Source organism: Bifidobacterium sp. UTBIF-68, from assembly GCF_006408855.1.
GTDB classification, from domain to species: domain Bacteria; phylum Actinomycetota; class Actinomycetes; order Actinomycetales; family Bifidobacteriaceae; genus Bifidobacterium; species Bifidobacterium reuteri.
On record NZ_JFAN01000027.1, the window covers coordinates 1 to 13,183 of the forward strand.

Genomic DNA, 13,183 nt, shown 5'->3' on the forward strand with positions numbered 1-13,183 from the left:
CGGATGAGACCACGAACGGTACGGAGGCCTGGGAGTTGCGGTGGGCGAGCTCCAGCGTGCAGCCTTTGAGGTCCATGACGTCCTGCTGGTATTCGCCCATGCCGTACAGGCGTTCGTCCGCGGGTGCCTGGAACGAGACGGTGACGGCGTGGTCGCCGCCGATGATGGGCTTGAACCGGCGTGCGTGCAGGTCGAGCGATCCACCGCGCGGGTATTCGCGGAATAGGAGGGTCCCGTCCGCCCTGTGGAAGCTCAGCTCGCATCGTGGCTCCTCGTAGCCCGCGCCACCGTAGACGTCGTATGACGCCTTGGCTTTGACGATGATGCCGCCGTTTCGCAGCTCCGCGCTGGAATGCTCTTCGTCGATGGTCACCAAGACCGCCGAAGGGTCCTGTACAGGATCGTCCAGCAAGGCCCATTGCGGGGATTCCGGTTCGTGCATCTGCGACGAGCGCACGCGTATCGAGTCCGCGCCCCATGGTTCGACGCGAAGGTATTCGCCGTCGCCGGTCCAGGTCAGCGCCTGCCCGTCGGTATGGAAGGTCAGTAGTGTCATGTCCGTCTCCTTTGACGATGTGTGATTGATGCCACGGGACGCGTATCGCTCCCGTGTCGGTTCGGTCTGTCAGTCCTTGATGGCGCCTGCGGTCACGCCGGCGGCTACGTATTTCTGCGCCACGATGAGCAGCAGGGCGGTGGGCACGGAGGCCAGGACTGCGGTGGCCATCATCGGGCCCCATTCCTGGTTCTGTGAGCCGATGAAGTCGTAGATGCCCATGGTGATCGGTCGCATCCTGCCGCCTCCGGAGTCAAGCGTGGACGCGAACATGAAGTCACTCCATGCCCACAGGAAGCTGAACAGCGATGTGGTCACGATGGTGTTGCGGCTCAACGGGATTACGATCCTGGTGAACACGGTCCACTGGGATGCTCCGTCGATCTGCGCCGCCTCGATCAGGGATCTCGGCATGCCGGACATGAACCCGGTGAGCAGCATGACCGCGAACGGCACCGCGATCGTGGAGTCAGCCACGATCAGGCCGGGCAGCGTGTCCAACAGCCCGAGGTCGCTGAAGATCTGGTAGAAGCCGAGCGCCATGACCACGGCCGGGATCATCTGCGCCACGATGAGCAGGAAGTTGAGCGTCCTGCGGCCCTTCATGCGCAATATGGCCAGCGCGTACGAGGAGGGCAGGGCGATGAGCAGGGTCAGGACCACGCATCCCAATGCGATGACGATCGAGGTCGCCAGGTACGGCAGCTGGGAGTCGAACGCCTTGGCGTAGTTGTCGAGCGTGAAATCCAGTGGAATCAGAGCGCCGGAGCGGATGGATCGCCGCTGGGTGAACGAGATGTTGACCATCCAGTAGACGGGGAAGAGCATGATGAGCGTCAGTATGACGCCGATGGCGGTCTTCCACCATGTCGAACGGTGTTGCATGTCGTGTTACCTCTCTTCCTCTTTGCCTTGCGCCCACAGGTAGACCAGGGCGAAGGCCAATGCGACCAGGATCAGGATCGTGCCGACCACGGAGGCCTCGGAGTATCGGATGGTCGCGGACGTGCCCTTGCCGAACGCCATCTCGTACGCCCAGGTGGCCAGGGTGCGCGATGTGCCGGTGCCCTTGGTCATGATCCAGATGATGTCCACCGTGCGCAGCGTGTACACGAAGCCGAGCAGCAGGGTGATCATCGTGACGGGGCGCAGCAGCGGGAACGTGATCCTCCAGAACCGCTGCCAGGCGTTGCATCCGTCGAGGGAGGCGGCCTCGTACAGGTCCCCGTTGATGTTCTGCAGGCCGGAATACAGGATCACCAGGTTGAACGGGATGCCCAGCCAGATGTTCGCGATGATCACGGCCCACAGGGACTTGTCGGCCTGCAGCCACCAGACCGGGTCCATGCCGAACACGCCGAGCAGGTTGTTGATCAGGCCGCTGTCCGCGTCCATCATCCACTGCCAGATCGTGCCGGAGATCATGGGAGGCAGCAGCCAGGGCACGAGGAACGCGCCCCGCAGCCCTGCGGACAGCTTGAAGTTCTGGTTGAAGAACACGGCCAACGCCAGGCCAATGGCATATTGGAAGATGATGGAAAGCACTACGAATATCAGTGTCTGCCGCAACGTGGTCCAGAACTCGGGGTTGGAGACGACCTCCTTGTAGACGTCCAATCCGGTCCAGGGGGCCTCGCCGGTCACGAATGTGCGCCGGGTGTAGCGGTGAAGGCTCATGGAGATGTTCTGCACCAGTGGGGATACATAGAACACCAGCATGTAGATGATCAGTGGCGCCGCGAATCCGATGGCCGCCCAGGTAGTCGGCCTGATACGTCCGGACGGTTTGCGCGCACGGTTTTGTGTTGTTGGCATGATAAGCGCCTCACGATGGGGAAAGAGAAAACGACGGAATCAGGGGATGCGCCGCGCCGGGCGGGCAAAACAGGGTTGGAGTATGGGGCGTCCGGATTGGACGTCGAGACCGCAAGCCGGACGCCCCTGGCGGGAAGGAAGGGAAAGAAAGCGGTTTGCGGGTCAGGCCTTGTTCAAGGCCGCCTGAAGGTCTTCGGACAGCTTCGCCGAGATGTCCTCATAGTCGAGTCCGACATCAGTGGTGCGGCCGGAGGCGTTTTCCACGATCTCGACCCACGGCTTCCACACTTCGTTCTCCTTGACCTGTTCCGCGCGCACGTCGCTCTTGGCGGCCAGGTAGACCATCTCGTCATTGAGCGACTTCAGATTGTCGCCGTCCACGAGGCATTCGATGACCTTGACCGTGGCGGCCAGCTTGTCCTTGCCCATGTCCTTCTGCGTGGGGATGGTGATGAACTCGCCGCCGGTCGGCACTGGCGCCACGCCGCCATCCTTGGACGGGATCGGAATCATCTCATAGCCTTCCTCAGCGGCTGATTCCGCCTGCCAAGAGCCGTTTTCGGAGAAACCGTACTCGCCGGTCAGGAACAGATCCCATGCGGCGGACTGGTTGTCCGTGGCCACCGACTTCGGCGCCCACCCCTTCTGCACCCAGCCCGAAACTAGATTCAAGGCGTCCTGCTCGGCAGTCGAGCCGGCGGCGTCAGTCAGTTTGCCGCCTGCACCCCAGAACCAGGGCAAGAACTGGAAAGTGCCTTCTTCGCCGGAGATGCCTGCGAACGTGATGCCCTTGAATCCAGCGTTGACGACCTTCTCGATGGCTGTGTTCAGGGAATCCCAATCGGTGATGGATGCGGGATCGACGCCGGCCTTCTCCAGAACGGTCGGATTGTAGTACAGTCCAAGAGCGTTGGAGCCGTAGGAGATACCGTATTGCACGCCGTCCACGACGCCGGGGCCTTCGATGTTCTCGTCATATCCGGAGACATCCACGCCTGCGGCCTTGATATCGGTCACCAGACCGGCGTCCACAGCGGTAGGCATTTTCGGATTGTCGATCAGTGCGATCTCAGGAGCGTTGTTCGCCTTGACGGCTGTGGTCAGGTTGTTGAGCAAATCGGATTGGGCGTAGCCCACTCGCTTCACGGTGTATCCGTCAGGAGCGCATTTCTCCACGAAGGCCTGCCAGGTGCTGTCCGCGGTCTTCTGCGGATACGGGTCCCAGAACTCGATCGTCTTGTCGTCCTTGGCGGAGGAAGAGTTTCCACAGGCCGTCAGACTCACTACAGCGGCGGCGGCCACCATACAGGCCAGCACGCGACGGGTTGTTGAATTGGTCATCTCTGTTTTCCTTTCGTCGCCACGCAACATTGCGTTCGGCAGTTTTCCCCAGACAACTGTATGCAGCGCTGAAACAATTGTCCTGATTATGTTTAACCGGTTCAACAAAGTTGAATATACAGCAAGAATGAAGGAAAAGCAAATTAGTATGACGCTCTAACCAATTAATCCGATTGGTTGTTAACGCTAAACTCTTTATTGTTCAACCACTAAAGGAAAATCGAACAGCACTTCCTGCTTCGGCGCGTCGCGGTTTGCCACGCGAGAGGCCAGCAGCTGGACGGCGGTCTTGGTCAACTCGTCCAGATCGGTCTGCACGGAGGCGAACGGGATTTTCATCGTATGCGCCAATTGTTTGGGGAACACGGTCACCACTCGCAGATCACGAGGGATGTCGATGCCAAGACGCGCGAAGGTCTGCGCGGCCACTATGGTGACTGGTTCATTGTATATGACCATGGCCGTCGCCTGAGGATAATCAGCCAGGGCCTGTCCGATCAGCGACGACGGGTCGGCATCATCGTCGCTCGGACACATCACATGCATATTGATGCCCTTGGCTTGTGCCGCATTCATGATGGCTTCATGGAAGCGAAGTGCGAATCCGAGCCGCTTCCGGAAGATCTGCCTGGACCACAGAACCAGAGTGACGTCACGATGCCCCTCTCCATCAAGGAAATCAATGATGTTGCTGGTCTCCTTGACGAAATCGGAATCCATGACGTCCAGCCCGAAGGAATCGGCGGGCGAACCGAACACCACCGTGGGCATGTGCTCATCGACAGCCAGACGCATGCGCGCATCATCATCACGCACATCCATGAGAATGAAGCCGTCCACTTTTCTGGACGCCCAAGCCCTTCGCATGGCGTCCACGCCATCACCGCCGATGAAGAGCGTATCGTATCCGCATTGCGCGGCGCATTCACCGATAAGGAACACATGCAAACCGAACAAGGCGGACAGATAATCGCTATGGGAGGCCGGGGAGACGATGCCGAACGTCCTGGTCTCGTTGGCCGACAGGGCCCGTGCCGCATGGTTGACCGTGTAGCCGAGCTCCTTGATCGCCTTATGCACCTTGTCGGCGGTCTGCTCCGTGATACGGGAATCACCGGAAAGCACGTAGGAGACCGTCGCCTTTGACACCCCCGCAGCACGGGCCACATCCGATATGTTGACCATGCGGAACACCTCCTCCATAAACCATAGATACTAGCGGATATGCACAGGTTTACAGGTATATGAAATAGTTGGTTGATGTTTGGTTGGTCTCTGGTTGAATCTTTTTACACCTACAGAGGGTCTTTGTAAAAATATAGGTTGAAAAGTCGGTGATGTTTTGTAAACTTTCCGGTTGAAAGGAAGGTGCGAACGATGAGCAACCCGAAGACGACATTCGACTATGTGGGCGAGATATGGAGCATCGCGGACTGGGTGCGCGATGTCATACGCCCGGCCGACTACAACAAGCTGATCCTCCCGTTCGCGCTGTTGCGCCGATTGGAATGCGCGCTGGAGCCGACGCGGGATGCCGTATGCAAGGCGGTCGAGGAACACGAGGCCGAATGGGGTCTGGAAAACGAAGCGTACTGCGCGTTCTCCGGCAAATCCTTCTACAACGTGACCAGCTTCCGTCTCAACGATCTGGGCGTGGACAACACAATCGACGCGCTCATGACCTACGTGGAGGGGTTCAGCCCCAACGCGCGGGAAATCCTCACCAAGTTCAAAATACGAGAGACCTGTTCGGACCTTCAGGATGAGGGCATGCTGCATGAGGTTTGTATGCGCTTCGCCGGCTTCGACCTGAGCCCCCAGACCGTGTCCGACCGTATGATGAGCGACATCTACGAGCACCTGATCCAACGCTACGGCGAGGAAATCGCGCAGGGCGCCGAGGACTTCATGACGCCACGCGACGTGGTGCGTCTCGCGGTAAGCCTCGTGTTCGCCAACGAGGACCAGTTCCTCACCTCCGACGACGGTGCCATGCGCACCCTGTACGACGGAACCTGCGGCACATGCGGGTTCATCAGCGACGCCCTCGACATGCTTGACGAGTGGAAGGCCCGCAACCCCGGTGTCTCACCCGCGTCCATCGTCCCCTACGGTCAAGAACGCGAGGGCGTCACCTGGGCGGTCGGGAAGACGAACCTGCTGCTGCGCAACGTCGGCAACGCCGGTCAGGACCGGTTCGACCAAATGCGTGACCTGTCCGAGCACATCATGCAGGGGGACACCCTGTCCGACGACAAGTTCAACGGGATGACGTTCAACTACCAGCTCACCAATCCGCCCTACGGCAAGGAATGGAAGGTCGAGGAACGGGCGGTCCGAGACGAGGCCTCCTACGGTTTCAAAGGCCGTTTCGGCGCGGGGCTTCCGCAGATCGGCGACGGGTCGATGCTGTTCATCCAGAACGTCGCCGCCAAACTCGCACCGGTCGAGCAAGGCGGAGGCAAGGCCGCGATCGTCCTGTCCGGCAGCCCGTTGTTCAACGGGGACGCGGGATCGGGGCCGTCGAACATCCGCCGTTGGTTGTTCGAGAAGGATTACATCGACTGCATCGTGAAGCTGCCCACGGAGATTTTCTTCCGTACCGGTATCAGCACGTACATCTGGATACTGTCCAACAAGAAGCCCGAGGGCCGCAAGGGCATGATCCAGCTGATCGACGCGTCCAACCGTCGTACCCCGTTGAAACGCAATCTCGGCAACAAGCGCTATGAGATCAGCGATGAACAGATTGACTGGATCACCCGCACCTACATCGACGGACACGACCACGGCGACAGCGTCATCGTGCCCGCGAAGGAGTTCATGTTCCGTCAGGTCACGACCCGCCAGCCATTGCACATGTATGTCACCGTGGATGCGTCCCGCACGGACGAACTGTTCTCCACGTCCAAGCCGATGGGCAAGCTCACGGACGAGAAAAAGCGAATCATCCGCGACTGGTTCGCCGAACATGACGGCGAGACCCACGACTACAAGTGGGCGTACGCGGCGGTCAAGGAACTCGGCAAGCTCATGTCCAGTCCGAAGCCCCCGAAGGCGCAGCTCGTCAAAGCCATCGTGGACGTGTTCGGCATGCGCGACCCCGAAGCGCCCATAGCCTTGGACGACAAAGGCAATATCGTCTACGACACGGAACTCAACGACAGGGAGAACATCCCCTTTGGGCTGGACTTCCAGGAGTACATGGAACAGGAAGTGCTGCCGTACGCGCCCGAAACCACCATCGACACGGACGTGAAGGACACCGGCCCCCTGCAGGACGGCAGGATCGGCGTCGTCGGCACATCCATCAGCTTCAACAGGTACTTCTACAAGTACGAGCAACCGCGCGACCCCAAAGAAATCGCCGACGAGATTCTGGACCTAGAGGACGGGCTCGAATCGTTCATGAAGGGATTCCTCAAATGAGAACGATGAAGGATAGTGGTGAGATTTGGTTGGGTAACATTCCGTCTCGATGGGCGGTATGGAAATTAAAGTATGCAGCCCCGCAACATAGAACAGCTGCTGTAGATACCCGGTCTTTCATTGGATTGGAAAACATCGAAAGTGGTACCGCATGTCTTCTGGGATATTCGAAAGCACCAGAGGGGAACGCCATTTTTGCAGAAAAAGGCGATGTCTTGTTCGGGAAACTACGGCCGTATCTTTCAAAGACACTTCTGATTAACGAGAACACATCATGTTCCAGTGAATTCGTCGTTATGCGACCGCGTATTGTTTCATCGGAATTCTTGAAATACATAACACTGAGCCCATCGTTTGTTAATCAGGTTGATGTTTCAACGTATGGAACGAAGATGCCTCGGGCAAGCTGGGATTTTATTGGGAATCTGCTTATCCCCGTCCCCAGCAATCAAGAGCAGAAGGCCATTGTAGCGTATCTTGATGCTCATTGCGCGCCTATCGACGAGGCCATCGCCCGGCATCGTGCGGCGATCGACAAGCTGGAGGAATACCGTCGCGCGGTCATCACCAAAGCCGTGACCAAGGGACTCGACCCGAACGCCGACATGAAGGACAGCGGTATTGGCTGGATCGGCAAGATGCCCAGTAGCTGGCGACTTGAAAAGCTGAAGTACCTTTGTGAAAGCCGAAACGGGCTGGACTATAAGGCTCAGGATGTATGCGACAGCAGCGACCAAAACGCTGTCTTCGTGATTCGTTCCTCGAACATCATCAATGGCCGTATCGAGCATGGAGACGACGTATACATTAATAAACAAATCCCAGGCGCTCTTCAACTCCGCCGCGGCGATTTGATTATCGTACGAACGAACGGCAGCCAGCGTCTTGTCGGGAAATGCGGATTGATCGACACGGATGAGAAATGCACTGCAGGCGCGTTCATGCTTATTTGCCGTTCAACATTTAATCCCTATATCTATTGGGTTCTCCGCTCGGAATTACTTTCTTTCCATAGAGGCCAATTTGATACGACCACAATCAATCAGCTATCAAATGACATGTTAAGGAATATGCTGATTCCTTTGCCTCCATCCGAACAAATGCTGTCAATCATGGCCCATCTTGATTATCAGTGTGCTGCGGTGGATGATGCCATCGACCGTCAGAACCAGATCATTAGCAAGTTGGAGGAATACCGCAAGAGTCTGATTCATGCCGCGGTGACGGGGCGAATCGATTGCACGGAAGGAGCCGGGGAATGAGCGTCAACGACGATTTGCACAGGGAGCAGTATTTCGAGGGGTACCTGACCCGCGCGTTGGCCGGGTTGGAGGATTCCGATTGGCGTGTAAGCGACACGGACGAGGGCTTCGACCCGCAGACCGCGCTCTACTGGCCGGATTTCATCGAATTCCAGCGGACGGTCGCACCGGAAAAGCTGGAGAAGATGAACCGCGTCCAGGGAGGCAACTGGGAGAACAACCTGCGGTTGCGATTGGTGCGCGCGTTGGAGACCGACGGCACGATCAGCGTGCTGCGCGGCGGGTTCCCGTATGCCGGTTATCAGACCATCATGGGATCCGCCCCATACCCGTCCGACCCTCGCATCAGAAACGCGGAACGCAACTATGACGCGAACATCCTGCGCGTCATGAGACAGGTGCATTACCAGACGCAGGGCAACAAGTCGCTCGACCTCGTGTTCTTCGTCAACGGCATCCCGGTCGCGACCGGCGAGGTGAAGACCGAACTTACCCAATCGGTCCAGGACGCGATCGACGAGTATCGGACCGAACGCAAGCCGATCGAACCGGGAACGAAGCGCCGCAACTATCTGCTGATGTACAAGCGGGGCGCGGTCGTGCACTTCGCGATCAGCGAGGACGAGGTGTGGATGTGCACGAACCTGTCGGAGCCGTCCCCGCTTTTCCTGCCGTTCAACCGGGGCACTGCGGACGGCCATGCGGGCAACCCGCCGGCCGAAGGGGACGAGTATCCGACCTCGTATTTCTGGAATCAGGTGTGCCGCCGCGACAACTGGCTGCACATCTTCCAATCGTTCGTGTTCGAGGAGGTCTCCCAGAAGGAGGATGCCACGGGCCGGGTGCGGGAGCGTCGCACGCAGATCTTCCCCCGATACCACCAGTGGGACGCCGTCACCAGGATGCTCGCGGACGTGCGGGCCAAGGGACCCGGCCAACGGTATCTGATCGAGCATTCGGCCGGCAGCGGCAAGACCGAAACGATCACATGGACCGCGCACGAGCTTGCGGACGTGCGCAACGAAAAGGGCGGGCGCATGTTCTCCAGCGTGATCGTCGTGACCGACCGTCTCGCGTTGGACACGAACATCAAGAAGACGATAGGCCAGTTGAAGAACGTGCCCGGCTACGTGACCGAAATCGGCACCGACGCGGAAGGGCATCGTGTCTCGGACGCGTCGAAGAGCCGTCAGGTCGCCAAGGCTCTTTCCGACCGTCGTGAGATTATCGTGGTCACGTTGCAGACGTTCCTGTACGCATGGCCCATGATCGCCACCGACCCGAACCTTGAGGGGCGGAATTTCGCGGTCATCATCGACGAGGCCCATTCCGCGCAGGAGGGCAGCAGCGCGGCCGCGTTGAAGAGCGCGCTGAACATGGCTGCCGACAAGCTCAAACTGGCGGTCGCCAAGCCCCTTGGAGGGGACGGGGACGGGCTGACCGACGAGGACGCGGTGGCGGAATACTTCACCCGCATGCAGGCCGCGAACGTCATGCCCGCCAATGTGTCGTTCTTCGCGTTCACCGCGACGCCGAAGGCGGAGACGGAGACCCTGTTCGGCCGTCCCTCCGGCAGAACCGACCGGGACGGCAGGGAGATTCCCGAATCGTTCCACAAATATCCGATGCGGCAGGCCATCGAGGAAGGCTACATCATCGACCCGCTGTCCGGATACATGCCATACAAGACCGCATACAAGTTGGCCGAGGAGTACGCCCCCGACAAGCTCGTCGACGAGGGCCAGGCGCGCCGGGCCATCGCCCGATGGAAGTCATTGCATCCCACGAACGTGATGGAGAAGACCTCGCTGATCATCGAGCATTTCATACGCAACGTCGCCCCGCTGCTGGACGGTCAGGCGAAGGCCATGATCATCACCTCGGGCCGTCCGGCCGTGGTCAGATACAAGTACGCGTTCGACGCGTATCTCAGGGCGCATCCGGAATACGACCGTGACCGGATCGAACCGCATCTGCAATTCAAGGTGCCGGGCGAACCGCTGGTCGCGTTCTCCGACAAGGTGAACGGCTCCAAATGCGTGCTGCCCGACGACGAGTACCTGAAAAACAACCCGTTCGCCCAGATCGACACCGGATACGACTACACCGAGTCGAACATGAATAATCTCGGCTATCAGAGCGTGGAAAAGGCGTTCGACATGTCCCAATACCGTCTGATGATCGTCGCGGACAAGTTCCAGACCGGTTTCGACCAGCCGAAGCTGTGCGCCTTGTACGTCGACAAGCCGATCGCCAACGACATCGAGATAGTGCAGACCTATTCGCGTGTCAACCGCATATATCCGGGCAAGGATCAGGTGTTCATCCTTGATTTCGTGAACGATCCGGACACCGTGGTCAACGCGTTCCGCAAATACGACACGGGCGCGCACATGAGCGAGGCCCAGAACCCGGAAGTGGTCTACGCGATCAAGAAAATGCTCGACCATGCGGACATCTACACGGCGGACGACTTCGCCAAATACCGTGACGTGCAGTACAAGGCCGTCGCCGAGGCTGTCTCGAACACCGGCAAGGATTCATACCGTAAACGCCTGTACAACGCGGTGAGCCTGCCTGCGGAACGGTGGATGTCGCAATACCGCGCCCACACCACCGCGTACGCGACATGGGCCGACGTGCTGGAACGGGCCAAAGCGGACGGAGACACCGTGACCATCCTTCATGCCGAGAAAAGAATAGAGGAGGAGCAAGCGGAGCGGGACAAGCTCGTAGCGTTCCGTAAGCTGCTGAAACGCTACTGCTCCGCCTACATGTTCATCAGTCAGATCATCGATCTGGAAGATCCCGACCTTGAGGTGTTCAACGGGTTCGCCAAACTCCTCTCGAACCGCATCTCGGATACGGGACTCGATCAGATCGACGTGAAAGGACTCGTGCTCTCGGATTACCGTATCGACCGGCTTCGCCGTGATGATTCGGAAACGGAACGCGACCTCAAACCGATGGGACCCGGCGTGGGACATTCCGGGGCGTCCAAACGGCAGAACATGAAAAGCATCGTGGCGAAGCTCAATGAGACATGGGGCGACAAGGTAAATGTGGTATCCGCGGCCCGCGTGGTCAACTTCATCGTCGACTATGTGATCATGGATCAGGTCACCCGCACGCGCATCATCAACTCGACCAACTCCAAGGAATCGGTGGTTGGTGATGGACGGATGAGGAATCTGATCAAGACCGCATTGGTCTCCATGGTCAACAACGAGACCGGCGGTCTTGCGGCGCAAATCATGAACGACCCGCAGGCCATCGATTCCCTGGCCGATCAGATCTACGATCAGATCGCGAAGGGACGCCGCTACAACATTCCCGACATCCAGCAGTATGTCGAGGAGACGGAGAGGGAGAAGGGCCATGAACGGCAGTGACTCCATCATCAAGGAGCTGTTCGGCATCTCCGACTGCGACCTCGTCTCCACCGAGGAGACGGTTGAGAAAGGGAAGCGCTGCAAGACCATCCACCTGACCTATAGTGGCGGAGTGCCGGGCGAATGCCCGAAATGCGGAGGCCGTACATACAGTCACGGCAAACGCGATCTGACCATCGCTGACACCCCCATGGGAGGGGTCCCGATCCGTCTCGTCATCACGTTCCCGCGTCGTCGTTGCAGCCAATGCCGGAACCTGTGGCAGCCCTTATTCGACAACGTGAACGAGACCCGCAAGATGACTTCCCGCGCCTACGCGGACATCGCCCAGCGATCCCTCCGCGCCACGTTCCGGGAGGTCGCCGAGGACTACATGCTCACCCATGTGACCGTCAAGAACGTGTTCGAGGACTTCATCCGCGAATACGACCGGCAATTACGATTCAAGACCCCGGCGTTTCTCGGCATCGACGAGATAAAGATCAAGAAGATAGGCGAGGTGACGGTCATCACCGACCTTGAGCATCGGACCGTATACGACATGCTCGACGGGCGCAACCAGAAGAGGTTGACCGAATACTTCATGACCATGCCCGACCGGGAGAAGGTCCTCTGGGTCTGTTCGGATATGTATCGTCCGTTTCAGAAGACCATCGGCACGGCCATGCCCAACGCACGCTGGGCCATCGATCACTTCCATGTCGTCATGAAGGCAAATGAGGCCGTCGATACGATACGTCGGGCTCTGCAGCAAAGCATGCCCAGAAAAGACCGTATCAACACCAAGCGAGGGCTTGCCTACACGCTCAAGACACGGCGGCGCGACCTGACCGTCGATGAGGCAGTGAAGATCCGGCAACTCCGGAAGAACCCGGAACTTGAACCGTTGGCTATGGCGTTCGACCTCAAGGAGGACTTCTTCGACATATGGGATGAGAACCCCTCCTCCAAGGACAATGCCATGGCGGCGTTCGACCGGTGGGAACAGGAAATACCCGAGGATGCGGTCTACGAGAGCTTCCGTATACTGGCCAAGACCGTGCACAACTTCCACGAGCAAATATTCCATTATTGGGACTGCCCTCTGGCAATCAGCAATGGGTACACGGAATGTGCGAACCGTCTCATCCGCGAGACCAACATGAAGGGACGGGGCTACTCTTTCGAAACACTCCGAGGACGAAGCCTTTACCGGAAATACAATCTGCTCGCCATCATTAACAGCGGCGGACTCTCCATCGGCCCACGTGTTCTCGCGAAGGGCCCCTTGTTCACCACGGAAGCCGTCGATGCTGAAGACACGGAAGTCGAGGAAGAGGAATGGGAACCGTTCCCCGAACCCGAATACGAGGTGGACGAGACCACAGGAGAAATCATGGAGTGATTCG

8 protein-coding genes and 1 pseudogene are annotated in these 13,183 nt (G+C 58.6%); 4 read left to right on the forward strand and 5 right to left on the reverse strand.

What is annotated here, in order from left to right; translation table 11 throughout:
• The 5 genes and pseudogenes from BW14_RS08105 to BW14_RS08125 form a co-directional block, all read right to left on the reverse strand.
• Nucleotides 1-556: pseudogene (locus BW14_RS08105) on the reverse strand (family 31 glucosidase); the annotation flags it as partial.
• Nucleotides 557-625: 69 nt separating this feature from the next.
• Nucleotides 626-1,441: a carbohydrate ABC transporter permease gene (locus BW14_RS08110; protein ID WP_140490084.1), complete on the reverse strand. Its 816-nt coding sequence runs from the start codon at nucleotides 1,439-1,441 to the stop codon at nucleotides 626-628.
• Between the two features lie 6 nt (nucleotides 1,442-1,447).
• On the reverse strand, nucleotides 1,448-2,371 hold the full coding sequence (locus tag BW14_RS08115; RefSeq protein ID WP_140490086.1) for a carbohydrate ABC transporter permease: 924 nt from the start codon (nucleotides 2,369-2,371) through the stop codon (nucleotides 1,448-1,450).
• Nucleotides 2,372-2,533: 162 nt separating this feature from the next.
• Entirely contained in the window at nucleotides 2,534-3,712 is a 1,179-nt protein-coding gene (locus tag BW14_RS08120) for an ABC transporter substrate-binding protein (protein WP_140490088.1), read from the reverse strand.
• Between the two features lie 195 nt (nucleotides 3,713-3,907).
• A complete protein-coding gene (locus BW14_RS08125) occupies nucleotides 3,908-4,897 on the reverse strand; it encodes a LacI family DNA-binding transcriptional regulator (protein ID WP_140490090.1) in 990 nt (329 codons plus the stop codon).
• 192 nt (nucleotides 4,898-5,089) lie between these two features.
• On the opposite strand from BW14_RS08125, the gene BW14_RS08130 reads away from it, so the two are divergent.
• The 4 genes from BW14_RS08130 to BW14_RS08145 are packed head-to-tail and all read left to right on the forward strand — an operon-like array spanning nucleotide 5,090 to nucleotide 13,179.
• Nucleotides 5,090-7,141, forward strand: a complete 2,052-nt coding sequence (locus BW14_RS08130) for a class I SAM-dependent DNA methyltransferase (RefSeq protein WP_140490092.1) — start codon at nucleotides 5,090-5,092, stop codon at nucleotides 7,139-7,141.
• A complete protein-coding gene (locus tag BW14_RS08135; protein ID WP_140490094.1) occupies nucleotides 7,138-8,403 on the forward strand; it encodes a restriction endonuclease subunit S in 1,266 nt (421 codons plus the stop codon). The genes BW14_RS08130 and BW14_RS08135 overlap by 4 nt, the downstream gene beginning before the upstream one ends.
• Nucleotides 8,400-11,795 carry a type I restriction endonuclease gene (locus tag BW14_RS08140; RefSeq protein WP_140490096.1) on the forward strand — a complete coding sequence of 1,132 codons (3,396 nt, stop codon included), beginning with the start codon at nucleotides 8,400-8,402 and terminating at the stop codon, nucleotides 11,793-11,795. The genes BW14_RS08135 and BW14_RS08140 overlap by 4 nt, the downstream gene beginning before the upstream one ends.
• The gene (locus BW14_RS08145) at nucleotides 11,782-13,179 is read left to right on the forward strand and encodes an ISL3 family transposase (RefSeq protein WP_181162345.1); all 1,398 of its coding nucleotides are present in this window, start codon (nucleotides 11,782-11,784) and stop codon (nucleotides 13,177-13,179) included. Before BW14_RS08140 ends, BW14_RS08145 begins: the two co-directional genes overlap by 14 nt.
• Nucleotides 13,180-13,183: the final 4 nt, after the last annotated feature.

Excerpts from the sequence above, each read along its gene's own strand:
- BW14_RS08120 (WP_140490088.1), bottom strand. The coding sequence starts at position 3,712 with ATGACCAATTCAACAACCCGTCGCGTGCTGGCCTGTATGGTGGCCGCC.
- BW14_RS08145 (WP_181162345.1), top strand. The coding sequence starts at position 11,782 with ATGAACGGCAGTGACTCCATCATCAAGGAGCTGTTCGGCATCTCCGAC.
- BW14_RS08140 (WP_140490096.1), top strand. The coding sequence starts at position 8,400 with ATGAGCGTCAACGACGATTTGCACAGGGAGCAGTATTTCGAGGGGTAC.
- BW14_RS08115 (WP_140490086.1), bottom strand. The coding sequence starts at position 2,371 with ATGCCAACAACACAAAACCGTGCGCGCAAACCGTCCGGACGTATCAGG.
- BW14_RS08130 (WP_140490092.1), top strand. The coding sequence starts at position 5,090 with ATGAGCAACCCGAAGACGACATTCGACTATGTGGGCGAGATATGGAGC.
- BW14_RS08125 (WP_140490090.1), bottom strand. The coding sequence starts at position 4,897 with ATGGTCAACATATCGGATGTGGCCCGTGCTGCGGGGGTGTCAAAGGCG.
- BW14_RS08110 (WP_140490084.1), bottom strand. The coding sequence starts at position 1,441 with ATGCAACACCGTTCGACATGGTGGAAGACCGCCATCGGCGTCATACTG.
- BW14_RS08135 (WP_140490094.1), top strand. The coding sequence starts at position 7,138 with ATGAGAACGATGAAGGATAGTGGTGAGATTTGGTTGGGTAACATTCCG.